Origin of the sequence: Rahnella sp. CG8, assembly GCF_023701875.1 — a bacterium.
GTDB lineage: Bacteria > Pseudomonadota > Gammaproteobacteria > Enterobacterales > Enterobacteriaceae > Rahnella > Rahnella aceris.
Window position 1 is genome coordinate 375824 of the sequence record NZ_JABAED010000001.1, and the last position, 22208, is coordinate 398031.

The window sequence follows — 22208 nt, forward strand, 5'->3', positions numbered from 1 at the left end:
CGATGACAGATATCAATAAAGACTCTGAAGTTCAGTACATCAATATCAGCGAGCCTGTTGTGCCGCCGGTGTTTGTGCTGAGTGACGCTGAACGTGAAGCGATTGAGCACGAAAAACATCACTACGAGGATGCCCGTGCGGCCTCTATCGAAGCGTTGAAAATCGTGCAGAAAGCGCGTGGTTGGGTGCCGGACGGTGCTATCTACGCGATCTCCGATGTTCTGGGCATTCCTGCCAGCGACGTCGAAGGTGTGGCGACATTCTACAGCCAGATCTTCCGTCAGCCGGTCGGCCGCCATGTGATCCGTTACTGTGACAGCGTGGTGTGCCACATCACCGGTTATCAGGGGATCCAGGCCGCGCTGGAACAACAGTTGCACATCAAGCCGGGTGAGACGACCGAAGACGGGCGCTTCACCCTGCTGCCGACCTGCTGCCTCGGTAACTGTGACAAAGGCCCGTCAATGATGATTGATGAGGACACGCACAGCCATCTGACGCCGGAAGCGATCGGCTCGCTACTGGAGCGCTACGCATGACATATACCCCAAGACACATTGAACGCACACCGGAGATGCATCCGCTGACCTGGCGTATGCGTGACGACAAACAACCTGTCTGGATCGATGAATACCGTAGCAAAAACGGTTACGTCGGTGCGGAAAAAGCCCTTAAAGGCATGGCCCAGGAAGAAATCGTCAATCTGGTAAAAGACGCTGGCCTGAAAGGGCGCGGTGGCGCAGGTTTCTCCACGGGTCTGAAGTGGAGCCTGATGCCGAAAGACGAAAGCATGAATATCCGCTATCTGCTGTGTAACGCCGATGAGATGGAACCAGGTACGTATAAAGACCGATTGCTGATGGAACAAATGCCGCACCTGCTGGTGGAAGGCATGCTGATCTCCGCATTCGCGCTGAAATCTTACCGTGGTTACATTTTCCTGCGTGGCGAATATATCGAGGCTGCGGTGAACCTGCGCCGTGCGATTGCTGAAGCGACTGAAGCAGGTCTGTTGGGTAAAAATATTCTCGGCACCGGGTTTGATTTCGAACTGATTGTTCACACCGGGGCAGGGCGTTACATCTGTGGTGAAGAAACCGCGCTGATCAACTCCCTTGAAGGCCGCCGTGCTAACCCGCGTTCCAAGCCACCGTTCCCGGCATCTGCCGGTGCATGGGGTAAACCGACGTGTGTCAACAACGTCGAAACCCTGTGCAACGTGCCAGCGATTCTTGAGCATGGTGTGGACTGGTACAAAGGTATTTCTGCGGGAAAAAGCGAAGATGCCGGCACCAAACTGATGGGTTTCTCCGGCCGGGTAAAAAATCCGGGCGTCTGGGAACTGCCGTTTGGGACTACCGCACGTGAAATTCTTGAAGAGTATGCCGGTGGCATGCGCGATGGCCTGAAATTCAACGCCTGGCAGCCGGGCGGGGCGGGGACAGACTTCCTGACCGCCGATCATCTGGATTTGCCGATGGACTTTGCCAGTATTGGTAAAGCTGGTAGTCGTCTTGGGACTGCACTGGCGATGGCCGTTGACAATGAAATTGGCATGGTTCCGCTGGTGCGTAACCTGGAAGAATTCTTCGCCCGTGAGTCTTGTGGCTGGTGTACACCGTGCCGCGATGGTTTGCCGTGGAGTGTGAAGATCCTGCGTGCGCTGGAACGTGGTGAAGGCCAGCCAGGGGATATCGAAACTCTCGAACAGCTTTGCCGCCAGCTTGGCCCGGGCAAAACCTTCTGCGCACATGCGCCGGGTGCTGTGGAGCCATTGCAGAGTGCGATTAAATATTTCCGGGAAGAGTTTGAGGCGGGTATCGCCAAACAGCATTACAACAACGCGCGTGCGATTGCAGGCATTCAGCCAAACAATCTGCTGAAAGAGCGTTGGTAGTGAGGGCAACAGGCAGCGGACGTGAGCCCGCTGTGCGCGAATTCCCGGAACAAGGGACGCGCTGTCGAGTGATATACGCCAACCCGGCAAGAATTTTTGATTAACGCCCGCCGTCAGGCGGGCCACGTGGAAGCATGCTGACTATGGCTACGATTCATGTAGACGGCAAAGAATACGATGTAGACGGAGCGGACAACCTGTTACAGGCTTGCCTCTCTCTCGGCCTCGATATTCCTTATTTTTGCTGGCATCCGGCGCTGGGAAGCGTCGGCGCTTGCCGCCAATGTGCGGTTAAGCAATACCAAAATGCGGAAGACACGCGCGGTCGTCTGGTGATGTCATGTATGACACCAGCGTCTGATGGCACCTTCATTTCCATCGACGACGGAGAAGCGAAAGAATTCCGTGAAAGCGTCGTGGAATGGCTGATGACCAACCACCCGCACGATTGTCCGGTATGTGAGGAAGGCGGTAACTGTCACCTGCAGGATATGACAGTCATGACCGGCCACAGTATGCGCCGTTACCGCTTCACCAAACGTACCCACAACAACCAGGACCTCGGCCCGTTCATTTCACACGAAATGAACCGCTGTATCGCCTGTTATCGCTGTGTCCGTTACTACAAGGATTACGCGGACGGCACCGATCTGGGTGTTTATGGCGCACACGACAACGTCTATTTCGGCCGTCCGGAAGATGGTCCGCTGGAAAGTGAGTTCTCCGGTAACCTGGTCGAAGTGTGTCCGACCGGCGTATTCACCGATAAAACGCACTCTGAACGTTATAACCGTAAATGGGACATGCAGTTTGCGCCAAGCATCTGTCAGCAATGTTCTGTTGGTTGTAACACCAGCCCGGGTGAGCGTTACGGCGAATTGCGTCGTATCGAAAACCGTTATAACGGTACCGTAAACCATTACTTCCTGTGCGACCGCGGTCGTTTCGGTTATGGCTACGTGAACCTGAAAGATCGTCCGAAGAAACTATTGCAGCTGCGTGGTAACGACTGGATCGAACTTAACGCTGAACAGGCGATGCAGGGCGCGGCAGATATTATTCGTCAGGCGAAGAAAACCATCGGTATCGGTTCTCCGCGCGCCAGCCTTGAAAGCAACTTTGCTTTGCGTGAACTGGTCGGCGCCGAAAACTTCTACACCGGTATCAACGCGGCAGAGCAGGGCCGTCTGCAACTGATGCTGAACATTCTGCGCAACAGCGGTGTTCACACACCGGCGCTGCGTGAAATCGAAGAGTACGATGCGGTTCTGGTGCTGGGTGAAGACTTAACCCAGACCGGCGCGCGTATCGCACTGTCTGTGCGTCAGGCCGTTAAAGGCAAAGCCCGCGCGATGGCGGCGGCACAGCGTGTTGCCGACTGGCAGATCGCGGCAGTCCAGAATATCGGTCAGCATGCCAAACATCCGTTGTTTATCACCAACGTGGATAACACCAAACTCGACGACATCGCGGCTTACAATTACCGTGCACCGGTCGATGAGCAGGCTCGTTTCGGCTTTGCTATCGCCCATGCGCTGGATAATTCTGCGCCCGCGGTCAGCGATCTGGCTGATGGCCTGAACAAGAAAATCGACGTGATCGTGCAGGCACTGACCGGTGCGCGCAAGCCGCTGATCATTACCGGCACCAGCGCCGGTTCTGATGCCATTATCGAAGCGGCCGCCAATATCGCCAAAGCGCTGAAAGTAGCAGGCAGCGATGTCGGCATTACGTTCGTGGCCTCTGCGGCCAACAGCATCGGTCTTTCGATGATTGGCGGCGGTTCGCTGGATGAAGCGCTTGAGTTGCTAATCCGTGGTGATGCTGACAGCGCCATCGTGATGGAAAATGACCTTTACCGTCAGGCGCCGGAAGCCAAAGTGGATGCCGCATTAGCCAAGGTGCAGAATCTGCTGGTTGTTGACCATCAGCGTACGCGCATTATGGATAGAGCCAGCCTGATCCTGCCTGCAGCAAGTTTTGCCGAAAGCGACGGTACGCTGGTGAATCAGGAAGGTCGCGCACAGCGCTTCTTCCAGGTTTACGACCCGGCTTACTACGACACAACGGTTGCCATGCTGGAAAGCTGGCGCTGGATGCACTCGCTGCATTCCACCATCAACAGCCGTCATGTTGACTGGACTCAGTTGGATCACGTGATCGAAGCCTGTGTTGAAGCACTGCCACAGCTGAAAGGCATGGTAGAAGCTGCGCCAAACGCCAGCTTCCGTATTCGTGGTCAGAAACTGGCCCGTTCTCCGGCACGTTCAAGTGGTCGTACTGCCATGCGCGCGAACATCAGCGTGCATGAACCGCGTCAGCCACAAGATAAAGACACCATGTTTGCCTTCTCAATGGAAGGGAACAACAGCCCGACAGCTAACCGCAATCAGGTGCCATTCGCCTGGGCGCCGGGCTGGAACTCACCGCAAGCCTGGAACAAATTCCAGAGCGAAGTTGGCGGCAGTTTGCGCCACGGTGATCCGGGTGTGCGTCTGATTGAAGCCGGTGAGGGGACACTCGATTACTTCACCACTATTCCGGCTGCCTTTACTGCACAGCGCGATAACTGGCGTGTCGCGCCTTACTATCACCTGTTCGGCAGCGAAGAAATGACACAGCGCTCGAAGGTTATCCAGCAACGTATGCCGCAGGCATATGTGATGGTTAACCCGGCAGATGCCGCGCAGTTAGGGGTGAACGCAGGTTCTCAGGTGGAATTCACCTGTGCCGGTCAGACACTGAAACTGCCGGTTCGTCTGAGCGAAACATTGAGTCAGGGCCAGGTTGGCCTGCCGCTGGGCTTACCGGGTATTCCTCCGGTGCTGGTTGGCGCAACGGTTGAAAATCTGCGGGAGGCAGCACAATGAGCTGGTTTACACCTGTAGTCATCGATTCGTTGATCGCCATTCTGAAAGCGGTGGTGATCCTGCTGGTTGTGGTGACCTGTGGGGCCTTCATGAGCTTCGGCGAGCGCCGTTTGCTGGGCCTGTTCCAGAACCGTTACGGGCCAAACCGTGTCGGCTGGGGCGGTTCCCTGCAACTGGTCGCTGACATGATCAAGATGTTCTTCAAGGAAGACTGGGTACCTAAATTCACCGACAAAGCCATCTTTACGCTGGCGCCGATGATTGCGTTTACGTCCCTGCTGATTTCCTTTGCGATTGTTCCGGTCAGCCCGACCTGGTTCGCCGCCGATCTGAACATCGGTATTTTGTTCTTCCTGATGATGGCCGGTCTGACCGTCTATGCGGTGTTGTTCGCTGGCTGGTCCAGTAACAACAAATACTCGCTGTTGGGGGCGATGCGTGCATCCGCTCAGACGCTGAGCTACGAAGTATTCCTGGGTTTATCGCTGATGGGGGTCGTGGCGCAGGCGGGTTCTTTCAATCTGCAAGACATCGTCAATTCTCAGGCGCATGTGTGGAACATCATTCCGCAGTTCTTTGGCTTCGTGACCTTTGCGATTGCCGGCGTTGCTGTTTGCCACCGTCACCCGTTTGACCAGCCGGAAGCCGAGCAGGAACTGGCCGATGGTTACCACATTGAATATTCCGGTATGAAATTCGGTCTGTTCTTCGTGGGGGAATACATCGGTATCGTGACGGTCTCTGCGCTGATCGTCACCTTGTTCTTCGGTGGCTGGCAGGGGCCGTTCCTGCCGCCGTTTATCTGGTTTGCGTTGAAAACTGCTTTCTTCATGGTGATGTTCATTTTGATCCGTGCTGCTTTGCCGCGTCCCCGCTACGACCAGGTGATGTCATTTGGCTGGAAAGTTTGCCTGCCACTGACATTACTTAATCTGCTGGCGACCGCTGCGGTCATTTTGTACAACGCGCAATAAGGGGTGATGTAACCATGACATTGAAAGACATAGTGGTCGGGTTCGGTACCCAGGTTCGCAGCTTGTGGATGATAGGCATGCACGCCTTCGCCAAGCGCGAAACCCAGATGTACCCTGAAGTTCCGGTCAATCCACCTCCGCGTTACCGTGGCCGTATCGTGCTGACGCGCGATCCGGATGGTGAAGAGCGCTGCGTTGCTTGTAACCTATGTGCAGTAGCTTGTCCGGTAGGCTGTATTTCTCTGCAAAAAGCAGAAATGAAAGATGGCCGCTGGTATCCGGAATTCTTCCGCATCAACTTCTCACGCTGCATTTTCTGCGGTCTGTGTGAAGAAGCTTGCCCGACAACAGCCATTCAGCTGACGCCGGACTTTGAGCTGGGCGAATTTAAACGCCAGGATCTGGTGTATGAAAAAGAAGATCTGTTGATGTCGGGTCCGGGTAAATATCCGGAATACAATTTCTACCGGATGGCCGGTATGGCGATTGACGGCAAGTCGAAAGGCGAAGCTGAAAACGAAGCCAAACCGATCAACGTCAAAGGTCTGATGCCTTAAGGAGCCGCAAGCATGGAATTTGCATTTTATATTGCAGCCCTGGTGGCCGTGTTGGCGACATTGCGTGTGATCACGCATACCAACCCGGTACACGCACTGCTGTATTTGATCGTCTCTTTACTGGCGATCGCTGCGGTCTTCTTCTCGCTCGGTGCGTATTTCGCCGGTGCCCTGGAGATCATCGTATACGCCGGTGCCATTATGGTGCTGTTCGTGTTCGTGGTGATGATGCTCAACCTTGGCAACGTCCAGGAGCAGGAACGCGCATGGCTCAAACCTGCCACCTGGATCGGGCCTTCGGTTCTGTCTGTCATCCTGCTGGTGGTGATGATCATGTCAATCCTCGGGTTACACGATCACGGCATCAAAGGTGACATGGTTGATGCGAAAGCCGTCGGTATCGCACTGTTCGGACCTTACGTTCTGGCGGTTGAACTGGCATCAATGTTGCTGCTGGCCGGTCTGGTCGTGGCATTCCATATTGGTCGTGAGCACAAACCCGGTGAAGTCTTTGGTGACGCACCGGTGACGACCGAAATGGCAACAAAAAGAAAAACGGAGGAGAGAGCATGATCCCTCTACAACATGGTCTTATTCTGGCCGCGATCCTCTTTGTGTTGGGGCTTACCGGGCTGCTGGTTCGTCGTAACCTGTTGTTTATGCTGATCAGCCTCGAAGTGATGATCAACGCGGCAGCGCTGGCGTTCATCGTGGCGGGAAGCTACTGGGGTCAGGCGGACGGTCAGGTGATGTATATTCTGGCTATCAGCCTGGCTGCGGCGGAGGCCAGTATTGGTCTGGCGTTGTTGCTGCAACTGTATCGCCGTCGCCACACTCTCAATATTGATACTGTCAGTGAGATGCGCGGATGAACTTACTCTATTTAACAATTCTGTTCCCACTGATTGGCTTCCTGTTACTGGCCTTTTCACGCGGTCGCTGGTCTGAAAATACCTCCGCTACCATTGGTGTCGGGTCGATTGGTCTGGCAGCGCTGACCACTATTTATGTGGGTATCAATTTCCTCAGCCAGAAAGCGGCGGGTGTTGAAGTCTTTAACCAGCATTTGTGGAACTGGATGCAGGTCGGGGATTTCAATATTCCCGTCACACTCACGCTCGACGGTTTGTCGATGACCATGTTGTCTGTGGTCACCGGTGTCGGTTTCTTCATCCACATGTTCGCTTCCTGGTACATGCGCGGTGAAGAAGGCTATTCACGCTTCTTCGCGTACACCAACCTGTTTATCGCCAGCATGGTGATTCTGGTACTGGCAGACAACCTGTTGCTGATGTACCTCGGTTGGGAAGGTGTGGGCCTGTGCAGTTACCTGTTGATCGGTTTCTACTACACCCATCCGGCGAACGGTGCGGCTGCGATGAAAGCGTTCATCGTGACCCGTGTTGGTGATGTGTTCCTGGCTTTCGCGCTGTTCATCTTGTACCGCGAGCTGGGTACGCTGAACTTCCGTGAACTGATGATCCTGGCACCGCAGAAACTGGCAGTAGGCGATACGGCGATCACCTGGGCGACCCTGATGTTACTGGGTGGCGCAGTGGGTAAATCCGCACAGCTTCCGCTTCAGACCTGGCTGGCAGACGCCATGGCCGGTCCGACGCCGGTTTCTGCGCTAATCCACGCCGCGACCATGGTTACCGCCGGTGTTTATCTGATTGCCCGCACGCACGGCCTGTTCCTGATGGCGCCGGAAATTCTGCATCTGGTGGGTATTATTGGTGCGGTCACGCTGGTGCTGGCGGGCTTTGCCGCGCTGGTGCAAACTGATATCAAACGTGTTCTCGCGTACTCGACCATGAGCCAGATTGGTTACATGTTCCTGGCGCTGGGTGTTCAGGCGTGGGATGCCGCTATCTTCCACCTGATGACGCATGCGTTCTTCAAAGCACTGTTGTTCCTTTCTTCCGGTTCGGTCATTTTGGCCTGCCACCACGAGCAGAACATCTTCAAAATGGGTGGATTACGTAAATCCATTCCTCTTGTCTATCTCTGCTTCCTGGTCGGTGGCGCGGCGCTGTCCGCCTTGCCAATCATCACTGCGGGCTTCTTCAGTAAAGACGAAATCCTCGCGGGTGCGCTGGCTAACGGCCACCTGAATCTGATGGTTGCCGGTCTGGTCGGTGCGTTTATGACCTCGCTGTACACCTTCCGCATGATCTTCATCGTCTTCCACGGCGAAGAAAAAATTAAAGCCCATGCGGGTAAAGGCATCACTCACCACCTGCCGCTGCTGGTGTTACTGGTTCTGTCCACCTTCATTGGCGCAATGATTGTTCCGCCACTGAAAGGCGTACTGCCGGATACCACTGAGCTGGCGCACGGCAGCGTGCTGACGCTGGAAATCACATCAGGCGTGATTGCAATTGCTGGCATTCTGCTGGCGGCAGCCCTGTATCTGGGTAAACGCTCGCTGGTCAACAGCATTGCGAAAAGCGCACCGGGACGTTTCTTCACGACCTGGTGGTTCCATGCCTGGGGCTTCGACTGGCTGTACGACATGATTTTCGTCAAACCTTATCTGCTGGTTGCGAAACTCCTGCAACGTGATCCGCTGAACTCAATGATGAATCTGCCTGCGCTGTTTGCCCGTCTGGGTAACCGTGGTCTGACTCTCAGCGAAAACGGTCAGGTACGTTGGTACGTCGCGTCAATGGGGCTCGGTGCAGTCGTTGTTCTGACGCTGCTGCTGGTGATTTAAGCCTGCATTACAGGTGTAGTTATCAATGCTGGCCTGTTCCCGTAACGGGCCGGCAAGTGAAATAGCCTTCGGGCATAAAAGAAGGGAACGACACGCCATGCTATTACCTTGGCTAATATTTATCCCCTTTATCGGCGGGCTGCTGTGCTGGCAGACTGAGCGCTTTGGGAGCAAAGTACCGCGCTGGATCGCGTTGATTGCGATGGGGCTGACGCTGGCTCTTTCCGTGCAATTGTGGTTGCAGGGAGGATATTCATTAACGACGCCTGCGGGTATTCCACAGTGGCAATCCGAGTTTTCATTGCCATGGATCCCACGTTTTGGCATCAGCTTCCATCTGGCACTGGACGGTTTGTCCCTGCTGATGGTGGTGCTGACCGGTCTGCTGGGTGTTCTGGCGATCCTCTGTTCCTGGCGTGAAATCCAGAAGTATCAGGGATTCTTCCATCTGAACTTGCTGTGGATCCTCGGCGGTGTCATCGGTGTGTTCCTTGCCATCGACATGTTCCTGTTCTTCTTCTTCTGGGAAATGATGCTGGTGCCGATGTACTTCCTGATTGCCTTGTGGGGTCACAAAGCGTCAGACGGTAAAACGCGTATCAGCGCAGCAACCAAATTCTTCATCTATACACAGTCCAGCGGACTGGTGATGTTGATTGCTATCCTCGGCCTGGTGTTTGTGCACTACAATGCCACCGGCGTATGGACATTCAACTATGCCGACCTGCTGAAAACGCCAATGTCGCACGGTGTTGAATATCTGCTGATGCTTGGCTTCTTCATCGCCTTTGCGGTGAAAATGCCGGTTGTGCCATTGCATGGCTGGTTGCCGGATGCACACAGTCAGGCACCGACCGCAGGTTCCGTTGACTTAGCCGGTATCTTGCTGAAAACCGCGGCCTACGGGATGTTGCGTTTCTGTCTGCCTCTGTTCCCGGAAGCGTCTCACCAGTTCGCACCGATTGCCATGTGGCTGGGTGTCATTGGTATCTTCTACGGTGCGTGGATGGCGTTCTGCCAGACCGATATTAAACGTCTGATTGCGTACACCTCCGTTTCGCACATGGGCTTCGTACTGATTGCCATCTACACCGGCAGCCAGCTGGCGTACCAGGGCGCGGTTATCCAGATGATTGCACACGGTCTTTCCGCAGCCGGTATGTTCATCATCTGTGGTCAGCTATACGAACGTCTGCATACCCGTGATATGCGCCAGATGGGCGGATTGTGGGGCCGGATTAAATACCTGCCAGCGTTGTCGCTGTTCTTCGCCGTCGCTACTTTGGGGATGCCGGGTACAGGTAATTTCGTCGGTGAATTCCAGATCCTGTTCGGCAGCTACCCGGTTGTGCCGGTGATCACTGTCATCTCAACCTTTGGTCTGGTGTTCGCTTCGGTTTACTCACTGGTGATGATGCAGCGCGCTTACTATGGCAAAGCAAAATCTGACGAACCGCTGCCGGGCATGACCTCACGCGAACTGTCGATCATCTTGTTACTTGTTGTATTGCTGGTGGCGCTGGGCTTCTACCCGCAGCCAATTCTGGATACTTCAAGTGCTGCGATGAGCAACATTCAGCACTGGTTCGGGTCTTCAGTTTCCACTATTTCAACGACAAGGCCGTAACTCGCCATGACATTTACACTTCAAAATCTGATCGCACTATTACCGCTGATGATCGTCGGATTGACGGTGGTGGTGGTGATGCTGTCCATTGCGTGGCGACGCGACCATTTTCTTAATGCCACACTGACAGTCATCGGGCTGAACGTTGCCTTACTTTCCCTTTACTACGTCGGGCAGGTCGGCCCGCAGGACGTCACACCGCTGCTGCGCGTTGACGGCTACTCGATGTTCTACATCGGGCTGGTGCTGCTGGCGAGCCTGGCTACCAGCACGTTTGCTTACCCTTGGCTGGCCGGTTATCCGGACAACCGCGAAGAGTTCTACCTGTTAGTTCTCATTGCGGCGATGGGCGGTATTCTGCTGGCATGCTCTAACCATCTGGCGTCAATGTTCCTCGGAATCGAACTGATTTCCCTGCCATTGTTCGGCCTGATTGGTTACGCCTACCGCCAGAAACGCTCGCTGGAAGCTGCCATCAAATACATGCTGCTGTCGGCTGCCGCATCATCCTTCCTGCTGTTTGGTATGGCGCTGCTGTACGCACAGTCCGGTGATTTGTCCTTTGCGTCACTGGGCAAAAACCTGGGCGACGGCGTGATGCTGCACCAGCCGCTGCTGATGGCCGGTCTGGGCATGATGATTGTGGGGCTGGGCTTCAAGCTGTCGCTGGTTCCGTTCCACCTGTGGACGCCAGATGTGTATCAGGGCGCACCTGCACCGGTCTCGACTTTCCTGGCAACCGCCAGCAAGATCGCGATCTTTGCTGTGGTCATGCGTTTGTTCCTGTATGCGCCGGTAGCTGACAGCGAATCCATCCGCATCGTGCTGGGCATTATTGCCTTCTGCTCGATTCTGGTGGGTAACCTGATGGCCATCAGTCAGAGCAACATCAAACGTCTGCTCGGTTATTCCTCCATCGCGCACCTGGGGTATCTGCTGGTGGCACTGATTGCGGTACAAACGCACCAGTTGTCGATGGAAACTGTGGGCGTATATCTGGCGGGTTATCTGTTCAGTAGCCTCGGCGCTTTCGGTGTGGTCAGTCTGATGTCCAGCCCGTACAAAGGGCCGGATGCTGAATCACTGTTCTCTTATCGTGGTCTGTTCTGGCATAAGCCAATTCTGTCTGCGGTGATGACCGTGATGATGCTGTCACTGGCCGGTATTCCGATGACGCTCGGCTTTATCGGTAAGTTCTACGTGATTGCGACCGGTGTGACCGCGCATCTGTGGTGGCTGACCGGTGCTGTGGTTGTCGGTTCTGCGATTGGTCTTTACTACTACCTGCGCGTAACGGTGAGCTTGTATCTGAGCGCGCCTGAAACGCTGGTTCGTGATACGCCAAACAACTGGGCGCTCACGGCGGGTGGGGTAGTCGTACTGATTTCCGCGATTCTGGTGCTGCTGCTGGGTATCTTCCCGCAACCGTTGATTTCGCTGGTACAGATGGCGCAACCGCTGCTCTGATAAAGTCTGCAAACGCAGTCTGAAAGCTGACGAAGCCGCTCGCATGAGCGGCTTTTTTAATCGTATTGGTTAGATATTGTGATGCAAATCACATTTATATGTACGTTCAATAAATTATTACATTGGTTTTGTGATCTCTCCCATTTCATTATTCCTGCCAATGCGTACACTGCGCGCTTGTTCAGATTCGTACAGGTTCACACCATGAATGTTTTAGTGATGATCGCCATTACCACCGGTATCCTCTCCGGTATCTGGGGCTGGGTTGCGATTAGCTTTGGCCTGATAAGCTGGGCGGGTTTTCTTGGATGCACGGCATATTTTGCGTGTCCGCAGGGCGGATTACGCGGATTGCTGATCAGCACGCTGACCTGTCTCAGCGGTGTATTCTGGGCTGTCGTGATCATCGCGGGAAGCGCAATGCGTCCGGAATGGAGCATTCTTGGTTATCTGCTGACTGGCGTAGTGGCGTTTCTGATGTGTATTCAGGCACGGCAGCAGTGGCTGGCCTTTGTACCGGGTACCTTTATTGGTGCCTGCGCGACCTTCGCCGCACAAGGTGACTGGCGTCAGGTGGTGGTATCTTTGCTGGTCGGGCTGGTATTCGGTTATGCAATGAAAAACAGCGGATTATGGCTGGCAAAACAGCGTGAAAAGCAGCAAAGCGACGCCAGGAAAGGGGCGGTTTTCACTGAAACGAAAGGGTCAGAAGGTTCTTAATTCCTCGGTTTTTCTGCAGTTTAGGGCGGATCCTTCAGGCAATTACTCCTGATATACGCTAGGGTTAAAAGCAGTCTATGCTTTTACACGAACACATCATAAGGAGATAACCATGGCTGACCAATTTGAGACACAGCAAAATTCGCTGGACGACGATTTACGCATGCTGACTGAAACGCTGGAAGAAGTACTGAAGTCCTCTGGTGACAAAGCGGATGAGAAGTACATTCAGGTCAAAGCACGCGCAGAAAATGCGCTGAAAGACATCAAATCACGTATTGACCCGGCTGCACGCTCTTACTGCAAGAAAGCCCGTCTGGTAGCGGAAAGAACTGACGACTATGTGCATGAAAACCCATGGCATGGTGTGGGTGTCGGTGCTGCCGTAGGTCTGGTTGTCGGCCTGCTGCTGCGTCGTTAATCTGACTGAACAGGGGCAGCGCGTGCTGCTCCTGTTTTGTTTCTCCCGGTTTGCTTACTCCTTTCTCCCTGCCTATACTCCTTCTTAGCTAATGGCACTCACTTCAGCTTGATCTGTCGCATATTTTCATTTTTCGTATCGCCGCATAATTCATCCGTAATTGATCCAACCCGTTTTTTGATCCAGAAGGGTATTTCTGCCCGTCACTAAACATCCGGTATGGCCTGAGGTAGCGGTGAAACAAATATCAGCAATCATTGAGCAGCTTGATACGACGCTGGCAGGCGAATGGCCTGATGCAGCGGGGATCCGGCAGTTCAGTTATTCCCTGCAAAAACAGCCTGACACCGGCCTGCTGGAATGGTTGTCTGCGCAACCCTGCTACCCGAAATTCTACTGGCAACATCGTGATGGCAATGAAGAAGCCGCTGTTTGTGGTGATGCCTACTCATTTTGCGATACCGCCCGGGCACAGGCGTTCATCCGCGAGCACCAGGATGAACCCGATTTGCATATCTGGGGGTTGAATGCGTTTAACGGGGCTGACGGGGCTGCAATAGCTGCCAACGCACTGTTTCTTCCGCGCATCGAACTTTGCCGTCAGGGAAACAGTTACTGGCTGCGGTGTACCGTTTTCAGCCCACATTCTTTACGCGATGAGGCACGTCGCACCCGCTTATTTTTACGTTCACTGGTCGTCAGTCGCGCCTTACCGTCGATCGCTTCCCGTGTATTGCAACATCATCATTTACCGGACGAGCCTCAGTGGAAACAGTTGATAGACCGCGCGCTGTCGGGTATTGAGCAGCATCAGTTCGACAAAGTGGTGCTGGCGCGAAAAACCACCTTAACGCTCAGCCAGCCGCTGAATGCCTGCGCATTTCTTGCCGCCAGCCGCGACGTTAATCATCACTGTTACCATTTCATGCTGGCTTTTACCCCGCAACAGGCGTTTCTGGGCTCCAGCCCGGAACGTTTATTCTTGCGTGATCACACCGAACTCTATACCGAAGCGCTGGCGGGAACCGTGGCCAATCATCCCGATGACCGGGAAGCACGGGCGCTGGGGGACTGGCTGCTCAGCGATGGCAAAAACCAACGCGAAAATTTACTGGTCGTCGACGATATCTGCCAGCGCTTACAGGGCGGGGCGCATTCGCTGGATGTGACGCCAGCGGAGATTTTACGTCTGCGCAAGGTGCAGCATTTACGCCGCAATATTCACGGTGAGCTGACCGACCCCGATGACGCTGCTTGTCTGCAACGTCTGCAACCGACCGCAGCAGTGGCCGGATTACCCCGTCAGGCCGCGCGTGAATTTATCGCCGAATTTGAGCCTTTTGACCGCGAGTGGTATGCCGGTTCCGCCGGGTATCTCAGTGCTGAACAAAGTGAATTTACCGTCGCGTTACGTTCGGCGACGGTGAAAGGACATCATCTTGAACTCTACGCAGGCGCGGGGATTGTCGCCGGTTCTGACGCTGCACAGGAATGGCAGGAAATCGAAAACAAAGCCGCTGGTTTACGCACTTTGTTGGAAGAGCATTATACGCCTGCCGTTCAGGCCGGATAACCCCTTGCCGGAGTGAATTGAACATGTCTGTTGCCGTCTTTAACCGCCGCTGGGCGACGCTTATCCTCGAAGCGTTAACCCGACATCAGGTGCAGCATGTGTGCATCGCGCCCGGTTCCCGCTCTACACCGCTAACCCTTGCCGCCGCCGCGCATCCGCACCTTATCTGCCACACCCATTTTGATGAACGCGGCCTTGGCCATCTGGCTCTCGGGCTGGCAAAAGCCAGCGGGCAGCGGGTGGCGATCATCGTCACCTCCGGCACGGCGGTGGCAAATTTATATCCGGCGCTGATCGAAGCCGGGCTGACCGGCGAAAAGCTGGTGTTGCTCACGGCTGATCGTCCGCCGGAACTCATCGATTGCGGTGCGAATCAGGCTATCCGCCAGACCGGCATGTTTGCCAGTCACCCCGTCGGGACGCTGGATTTACCGCGTCCGACGCTTGAAATCAGTGCGCGCTGGCTGGTTTCTGCGCTGGATAATACGCTGGCGCAGCAGACGCACGGCGCCGTGCACATTAACTGTCCGTTCGCCGAACCGTTGTATGGCGAGGACAACGGCGAGCATCAGGACTGGTTGCTGGCGCTGGGCGACTGGTGGCAGGGCCATGAACCGTGGCTGAATTATTCTCAGGTTTTGCCTGCAATCGCGCAGCCGGACTGGTTTTCCTGGCGGCAAAAGCGCGGCGTCATTATCGCTGGCCGTCTTTCTGCCTGCGAAAGTGAACAGGTGGCGCAGTGGGCGGCGCAACTGGGCTGGCCGTTGATCAGTGATGTGCAGGCATCAACCGGCAATCCGCTTCCCTGCGCAGATTTGTGGCTGGCATCGCCGCAGGCGCAGGCGATACTGGCGCACGTCCAGTTGGTTATCCAGTTCGGTGGCGGTCTGACCGGTAAGCGCCTGCTGCAATGGCAGGCGACCTGTCAACCCGATGAATACTGGCTGGTTGACCCGCTGTCAGGCCGTCAGGATCCGGCGCAGCATCGCGGTCGTCGTCTACAGGCCCGCGTCAGTGAATGGTTACAGTCTCACCCGGCACAGCCTCAGCCTGACTGGGCAGAAGCCCTTGAGCATTGCTCGCAGCGGGCGTTACATGCGGTTGAAACCCGTCTCGACGGTGTATTTGGCGAGGCCGCCGCAGCGTGGCAGCTTCCGGCTTTATTACCTGAGCACGGCCAGTTATTTCTTGGCAACAGTCTGATTGTTCGTCTGGTGGATGCCTTTGCCCAACTCCCCGCCGGTTATCCTGTTTTCGCCAATCGCGGGGCAAGCGGTATTGACGGGCTGCTGTCCACCGCCGCAGGTGTGCAGCGCGCGACCTGCAAACCGACGCTGGTGCTGCTGGGTGATATCTCTGCACTTTATGATTTAAACGCGCTGGCGCTGATGCGTCAGTGTTCCGCGCCGACGGTGATTATTGTGGTGAATAACAATGGTGGACAAATTTTCTCGTTGTTGCCAACGCCCGAAGCCGAGCGGCAGCGTTTTTACTGCATGCCGCAGAACGTCAGCTTCAGCCATGCGGCAGCGATGTTTGGTCTGGATTATGCCTGTCCGGCATCGATGTCTGAGCTTCATCATGCCGTCAGACAATGCTGGCAGCATGGTGGCGTGAAACTGATCGAGTTGAAAGTCAGTGAGACAGAAGGGGCAGAATGCCTGCGTTCGCTGGTGAAGGAGATGAGCGCATCATGACGCTGGCCTGTCACACACTCAACCCAGAGGTTAAAGATCGTCCGTGGCTGGTGTTTCTCCACGGCCTGCTGGGCAGTGCAGATGACTGGCAACCCTTACTTCCTGCGCTTGAAGGCTGGCCTTGTCTGTTTGTGGATTTACCGGGACATGGTCGTTCCGCGTCGCTGACAGCTGCCGGATTTGCGGATGTCAGCCAGCTGTTAACCGATACCCTGCACGAAAATAACGTCACTGCGTACTGGCTGATCGGCTACTCGCTGGGGGGGCGCATCAGTCTGTATCACGCCTGTCAGGGTGATCGCAGCGGATTGCAGGGGCTGCTGGTGGAAGGCGCACATCCGGGGCTGACCTGTCAGGCTGAACGCGCACAACGCCGCCATCATGATCAGCAATGGGCGGCTCGCTTTTTGCAAGTACCGTGGAAACAGGCGCTGGAAAGCTGGTATCGCCAGCCGGTGTTTTCCAGCCTGACCGATGCGCAACGCCAGCAAATGATCGTGCTGCGTGAGAACAACAACCCGCACACTGTCTCTGCCATGCTGGCGGCCACGTCGCTTTCGGTACAGCCTGATTTACGCGCACAATTGCTGCGGCTTTCCCTGCCGGTTGTGTGGTTGTGTGGCAGTCAGGACGCCAAGTTTATTCATCTTGCGCAGCAATCCGGTTTCGGGCTACGCACTGTCGCTAATGCCGGGCATAACGCCCACAGTGATAACCCGGCGGAGTTTGCCCGTCAGGCGCTGGCATTTATTACTTCACCTGTCTTAAAGGAAGTTGAACATGATTTATCCTGATGAAAAAGAACTGTACGCGCCAGTCGAATGGCGTGATTGTACCGGCGAGTTTGAAGATATTCGTTACCACAAATCTACCGACGGCATCGCTAAAATCACCATCAACCGTCCGCAGGTTCGCAATGCATTTCGTCCGCTGACCGTCAAAGAAATGATCCGCGCACTCGACGATGCCCGTAACGACGAAGGCATCGGCGTGATCGTGCTGACCGGTGAAGGCGAAAAAGCCTTCTGTGCGGGCGGCGATCAGAAAGTGCGTGGCGATTACGGTGGTTATCAGGATGCCAGCGGTGTGCATCATCTCAACGTGCTGGATTTCCAGCGCCAGATCCGCACCTGTCCGAAACCAGTCGTGGCGATGGTTGCTGGTTATTCCATTGGCGGCGGCCATGTTCTGCATATGATGTGTGACCTGACCATTGCGGCAGATAACGCCATCTTCGGGCAGACCGGCCCGAAAGTTGGTTCTTTCGACGGCGGCTGGGGCGCATCCTATATGGCGCGTATCGTCGGTCAGAAAAAGGCCCGTGAAATCTGGTTCCTGTGCCGTCAGTACGATGCTAAAGCGGCGCTGGATATGGGGCTGGTCAACACCGTAGTTCCTCTGGCCGATCTGGAAAAAGAAACGGTGCGCTGGTGTCGTGAAATGCTGGAAAACAGTCCGATGGCACTGCGTTGCCTGAAAGCCGCACTGAACGCCGATTGCGACGGTCAGGCAGGGCTTCAGGAACTGGCAGGGAACGCCACAATGTTGTTCTACATGACCGATGAAGGTCAGGAAGGTCGCAACGCGTTTAATGAAAAACGCCAGCCGGACTTCAGCAAATTTAAGCGTAATCCATAATGCGTCGCGCCACGGTGTATCGGTACAGCGTGCCGATGGAGGCTGGGGTGGTGCTGCGCAATCAGCGCCTGAAAACCCGCGACGGTTTTTTGGTGTCACTGTGGCAGGACGAAGCAACGGGTTGGGGCGAAGTTGCGCCGCTGCCCGGTTTTAGTGTGGAAGATGTGTCTCAGGCGCAGGATGCCGTTCAGCATGGCCTGAGCCAGTGGGTGCAGGGGGCCTCGCTGGCTGCCGTTGCCTCTGCGTTCAGTGCTTTACCTTCGGTGGCTTTCGGGCTGAGTTGTGCGGACGCCGAATTACGCGGCGAATTGCCCGAAGTGCTGAGCACGCGCTGTGCGCCGTTGTGTCATGGCGATCCGAATGAGCTTTATGCGCGTCTGGGTGCGCTGCCGGGCGATTTTCGCGGCAGGAAAGTGGCTAAGGTGAAAGTGGGATTGTACGAATCCGTCGGCGATGGTCTGAATGTCAGTATGTTGCTGGAAGCCTTGCCGGAACTGCATTTGCGCCTTGATGCCAACCGCAGCTGGACGCCGGTCAAAGCCGAAGGGTTTGCCCGTCATGTGGCGCCCGAACTGCGTTCACGCATCGCGTTTATCGAAGAACCGTGCCTGACCCGCGAGCAGTCCCGCGATTTCGCCCGTCTGACCGGTATTGCGATCGCCTGGGATGAAAGCGTGCGCGAAACCGGTTTTACCGTGAAGGCCGAACCCGGGCTGGCGGCGATCATCATCAAACCCACGCTGACCGGCAGTCTGATGCGTTGCCGTCAGCTGATCGCGCAGGCGCATGCCGCAGGGCTGGAAGCTGTGATCAGTTCCTCCATCGAGTCGAGTCTCGGGCTGACACAACTGGCGCGCATTGCCCAATGGCTGACGCCGGACGCCATTCCGGGGCTGGATACGCTGGATCTCATGCGGACGCAGTTGATCCGTCGCTGGCCGGGCTCTGAATTACCGCTAACGGATGTATCTGATCTGGAGATTGTGTGGCAGAGCAAATGATCAACGACTGGCCATGGCGTGAAAGGGCAAACCTTTCACCTTTTGCCGTAGCGCTGAAAGCGGGAGATATCACCTGGTGCTGGCGTGATTTACAGCACCGCATCGACACGCTGGCAGCCGGTTTTATTGCGCAGGGTGTGGGCGAAGGCGCGGGTGTGGTTTTGCGCAGTAAAAACACCCTTGATGCCGTACTCAGCTATCTGGCGTTATTACAAACCGGCGCGCGCCTGTTACCGCTTAATCCGCAACTGCCTTGGGCATTATGTGATGAACTGCTTTCGCAACTCGATATCGCTTTTGTACTGGATCTGGCGGAGCCGGAACTGCCGCTGAATATTCCCGCGCTGACCATGCAGAATGCCTGTTGGCTCAGTTCTGCCGGATGGCAACCGCAGCGTATTGCCACACTGACGCTGACATCGGGTTCCAGCGGTTTACCGAAAGCCGCAGCACATACGGTTGCCGCCCATCTCGCCAGTGCGGCGGGTGTGCTGAACCTGATCCCTTTCACCCGTAACGATAGCTGGTTACTTTCTCTGCCACTGTTTCATGTTTCCGGGCAAGGCATCGTCTGGCGCTGGCTGCTGGCCGGCGCTACGCTGATGCTGTCCGAAGACCAACCGCTCGATGCAGCGCTGGCAGAATGCAGCCACGCTTCGCTGGTACCGACGCAACTCTGGCGTCTGCTGCAAGGCACGCCGGTGCCTGAAAAGCTGACAGACGTTTTGCTTGGTGGGGCGCAAATTCCTCTGGCGCTGACTGAACAGGCAGAAAAAGCAGGAATACGCTGCTGGTGCGGATATGGGCTGACGGAAACTGCGTCCACAGTGACGGCGAAACGAGCCGATGGCAGCGCCGGTATCGGTCAGGTATTGGCGGGGAAGGAAGTCAAAATCGTTGACCAGGAGATCCTGATCCGTACCGCCAGTATGGCTAGTGGTTACTGGAAAAACGGTCAGCTATCACCGGTGACTGATGCGCAAGGGTGGTTGCATACCCGCGACCGTGGCACGTGGATTGACGATGAACTGCAGGTGGCCGGGCGGATGGATAATTTGTTTTTCAGCGGCGGAGAAGGGATCCAACCTGAAGATATCGAGAAAGTGCTGGTCAGCCACCCGCAGGTTTCGCAGGCATTTGTGGTTCCGGTGGAAGATGAGCAATTTGGTCAGCGACCGGTCGCCGTGCTCGAAGCACAAGCCGGGCTGGTGTATGAGGAACTCAATCGCTGGCTGAGCGATAAGATCCCGCGTTTCCAGTTGCCGGTGGCCTATCATCCGCTGCCCGGGGCTTTGTCGCAGGGGGGGATTAAAATCTCGCGGGCGAGCGTCCGGCAATGGGTAGAAATGCTTTCGTAAAACAATAGCCCGGAATAAACAATAAAGGCCGCATAATGCGGCCTTTATGATTTCTGATGGTAAAAAGTCAGTCTTTCAGTGCTTTCTCAACCCCTGCGCCATAAGCCGGATCGACTTTATAGAACAGTGCCAGTTGGCGTGCCTGCGTTTCCGGCGAAGCATGTTTCAGCTCACCGGCAATGCGTGCAAACATACGCTGATGTTCAGCCTCAGACAGCAGGTTGAATAGCAAACGTGGCTGAGTGAAGTAATCATCATCTTCCCGGTGATTCCAGTGGTCTGCCGCGCCTTCAATGCTCAGTGGCGGTTCGCTGAAATCGGGCTGTTGCTGGAACAAGCCCGCGCTGTTGGGTTCGTAAGTCACGCCGTTGCCGCTGTTACCGTCCACACGCATTGCGCCGTCACGGTGATAATTATGGAACGGGCATTTTGGCGCGTTGACCGGGATCTGATGATGATTTACGCCCAGACGGTAACGGTGCGCATCGCCGTAAGAGAACAGACGCCCCTGCAGCATACGGTCAGGTGAGAAACCGATGCCAGGTACTACATTGGCCGGGCTCATGGCGACTTGTTCTACTTCGGCAAAGTAGTTTTCCGGATTGCGGTTCAGTTCGAATTCACCCACTTCAATCAGCGGATAATCGCTGTGCAGCCAGACTTTGGTCAGGTCAAACGGGTTGTACGGCAGTTTTGCAGCGTCCGCTTCCGGCATGATTTGCACAAACAGTTTCCAGCGCGGGAAATCGCCGCGTTCAATCGCTTCATACAAATCACGCTGCGAACTCTCGCGGTCGGTGCCCACCAGTTTTTCGGCTTCATCGTCCATCAGGTTTTCAATACCCTGCTGGCAGCGGAAGTGGAATTTCACCCAGAAGCGTTCATTTTCAGTATTGATAAAGCTGAAGGTATGGCTGCCGAAACCGTGGATATGACGGTAAGACGTTGGCAGGCCACGGTCGCTGACATCAATGGTCAGCTGATGCAGGGCTTCCGGAAGATGAGAGAAGAAGTCCCATTTGTATGCCGGATTACGCAGGTTAGTGCGCGGGTCACGTTTGACGACGTGGTTCAGATCCGGGAATTTCAGCGGGTCACGCAGATAAAACACCGGCGTATTATTGCCGACTAAATCCCAGTTTCCTTCTTCGGTGTAGAACTTCATCGAGAAACCGCGAATATCACGTTCGGCATCCGCTGCACCGCGTTCACCGGCAACCGTCGAGAAACGGATAAACATGTCAGTTTGTTTGCCGATTGCGGAGAAGATCTTCGCGCGGGTGAAAGCGGTAATATCGTGCGTCACGGTGAAAGTACCATAAGCGCCGGAGCCTTTAGCGTGCATACGACGCTCCGGGATCACTTCGCGGTCGAAATGCGCTAATTTCTCAAGAAACCAGACATCCTGCAAAAGCAACGGGCCACGGCGGCCAGCGGTAATCACGTTGTTATTATCGACGACTGGCGCGCCAGCGGCGGTGGTTAAACCTTTCTTGGTCATAAAAATTCCTTCCGGTAATTGCGTGTGTATGTAAGTAAAAACGTTGGGGGGGTCCTTTAACCTCACTTAAGTCAAATTAACTCTACCGATTAGAAATAAACCCTATATTGATCAGAGGCAAATAGGTGGGAGTTATCATTTCGATGGGAAACGTTCATTTCATCAATGAAAACGATGTTTCTTACAATTTT

19 protein-coding genes are annotated in these 22208 nt (G+C 55.2%); 18 read left to right on the forward strand and 1 reads right to left on the reverse strand.

Annotated features, from left to right (window positions below; genetic code table 11):
* The first annotated feature begins 2 nt into the window (after positions 1–2).
* The 18 genes from nuoE (at position 3) to menE (ending at position 20516) form a co-directional block, all read left to right on the forward strand.
* Positions 3–539, forward strand: a complete 537-nt coding sequence (gene nuoE / locus HGO41_RS01845; protein ID WP_013574592.1) for an NADH-quinone oxidoreductase subunit NuoE — start codon at positions 3–5, stop codon at positions 537–539.
* On the forward strand, positions 536–1897 hold the full coding sequence (nuoF, locus tag HGO41_RS01850) for an NADH-quinone oxidoreductase subunit NuoF (protein ID WP_250980710.1): 1362 nt from the start codon (positions 536–538) through the stop codon (positions 1895–1897). Before nuoE ends, nuoF begins: the two co-directional genes overlap by 4 nt.
* A gap of 143 nt (positions 1898–2040) precedes the next feature.
* A complete protein-coding gene (gene nuoG, locus HGO41_RS01855; RefSeq protein ID WP_250980711.1) occupies positions 2041–4767 on the forward strand; it encodes an NADH-quinone oxidoreductase subunit NuoG in 2727 nt (908 codons plus the stop codon).
* Positions 4764–5741 (forward strand): NADH-quinone oxidoreductase subunit NuoH, encoded by a 978-nt coding sequence (gene nuoH, locus HGO41_RS01860; protein ID WP_013574595.1) that lies wholly within the window; start codon positions 4764–4766, stop codon positions 5739–5741. Before nuoG ends, nuoH begins: the two co-directional genes overlap by 4 nt.
* Before the next feature lie 14 nt (positions 5742–5755).
* Complete coding sequence (gene nuoI / locus HGO41_RS01865; RefSeq protein WP_250980712.1) at positions 5756–6298, forward strand: NADH-quinone oxidoreductase subunit NuoI; 543 nt, start codon at positions 5756–5758, stop codon at positions 6296–6298.
* A gap of 12 nt (positions 6299–6310) precedes the next feature.
* Positions 6311–6871 carry an NADH-quinone oxidoreductase subunit J gene (gene nuoJ, locus HGO41_RS01870; protein WP_013574597.1) on the forward strand — a complete coding sequence of 187 codons (561 nt, stop codon included), beginning with the start codon at positions 6311–6313 and terminating at the stop codon, positions 6869–6871.
* A complete protein-coding gene (nuoK, locus tag HGO41_RS01875; RefSeq protein WP_004936014.1) occupies positions 6868–7170 on the forward strand; it encodes an NADH-quinone oxidoreductase subunit NuoK in 303 nt (100 codons plus the stop codon). The genes nuoJ and nuoK overlap by 4 nt, the downstream gene beginning before the upstream one ends.
* Positions 7167–9014, forward strand: a complete 1848-nt coding sequence (gene nuoL / locus HGO41_RS01880) for an NADH-quinone oxidoreductase subunit L (protein ID WP_013574598.1) — start codon at positions 7167–7169, stop codon at positions 9012–9014. Before nuoK ends, nuoL begins: the two co-directional genes overlap by 4 nt.
* A 97-nt stretch (positions 9015–9111) precedes the next feature.
* Complete coding sequence (gene nuoM, locus HGO41_RS01885) at positions 9112–10641, forward strand: NADH-quinone oxidoreductase subunit M (protein WP_013574599.1); 1530 nt, start codon at positions 9112–9114, stop codon at positions 10639–10641.
* Positions 10642–10647: 6 nt separating this feature from the next.
* Positions 10648–12108 carry an NADH-quinone oxidoreductase subunit NuoN gene (gene nuoN, locus HGO41_RS01890; RefSeq protein WP_013574600.1) on the forward strand — a complete coding sequence of 487 codons (1461 nt, stop codon included), beginning with the start codon at positions 10648–10650 and terminating at the stop codon, positions 12106–12108.
* 204 nt (positions 12109–12312) lie between these two features.
* Positions 12313–12828, forward strand: a complete 516-nt coding sequence (locus tag HGO41_RS01895) for a DUF1097 domain-containing protein (RefSeq protein WP_013574601.1) — start codon at positions 12313–12315, stop codon at positions 12826–12828.
* A 112-nt stretch (positions 12829–12940) separates the two neighbouring features.
* A complete protein-coding gene (elaB, locus tag HGO41_RS01900) occupies positions 12941–13249 on the forward strand; it encodes a stress response protein ElaB (protein ID WP_013574602.1) in 309 nt (102 codons plus the stop codon).
* A gap of 235 nt (positions 13250–13484) precedes the next feature.
* Positions 13485–14822: an isochorismate synthase MenF gene (gene menF / locus HGO41_RS01905; RefSeq protein ID WP_037036193.1), complete on the forward strand. Its 1338-nt coding sequence runs from the start codon at positions 13485–13487 to the stop codon at positions 14820–14822.
* Positions 14823–14845: 23 nt separating this feature from the next.
* Positions 14846–16519 (forward strand): 2-succinyl-5-enolpyruvyl-6-hydroxy-3-cyclohexene-1-carboxylic-acid synthase, encoded by a 1674-nt coding sequence (gene menD / locus HGO41_RS01910; RefSeq protein WP_131638734.1) that lies wholly within the window; start codon positions 14846–14848, stop codon positions 16517–16519.
* A complete protein-coding gene (menH, locus tag HGO41_RS01915) occupies positions 16516–17313 on the forward strand; it encodes a 2-succinyl-6-hydroxy-2,4-cyclohexadiene-1-carboxylate synthase (RefSeq protein ID WP_250980718.1) in 798 nt (265 codons plus the stop codon). Before menD ends, menH begins: the two co-directional genes overlap by 4 nt.
* Positions 17300–18157 (forward strand): 1,4-dihydroxy-2-naphthoyl-CoA synthase, encoded by an 858-nt coding sequence (menB, locus tag HGO41_RS01920; RefSeq protein WP_013574606.1) that lies wholly within the window; start codon positions 17300–17302, stop codon positions 18155–18157. Before menH ends, menB begins: the two co-directional genes overlap by 14 nt.
* Complete coding sequence (menC, locus tag HGO41_RS01925; protein WP_013574607.1) at positions 18157–19158, forward strand: o-succinylbenzoate synthase; 1002 nt, start codon at positions 18157–18159, stop codon at positions 19156–19158. Before menB ends, menC begins: the two co-directional genes overlap by 1 nt.
* Entirely contained in the window at positions 19143–20516 is a 1374-nt protein-coding gene (gene menE / locus HGO41_RS01930) for an o-succinylbenzoate--CoA ligase (RefSeq protein ID WP_112151205.1), read from the forward strand. Before menC ends, menE begins: the two co-directional genes overlap by 16 nt.
* Before the next feature lie 67 nt (positions 20517–20583).
* Here menE and HGO41_RS01935 read toward each other — a convergent pair whose 3' ends face one another.
* Positions 20584–22017, reverse strand: coding sequence for a catalase (locus HGO41_RS01935; protein ID WP_013574609.1), 1434 nt, complete (start codon positions 22015–22017; stop codon positions 20584–20586).
* Between the last annotated feature and the right edge of the window lie 191 nt (positions 22018–22208).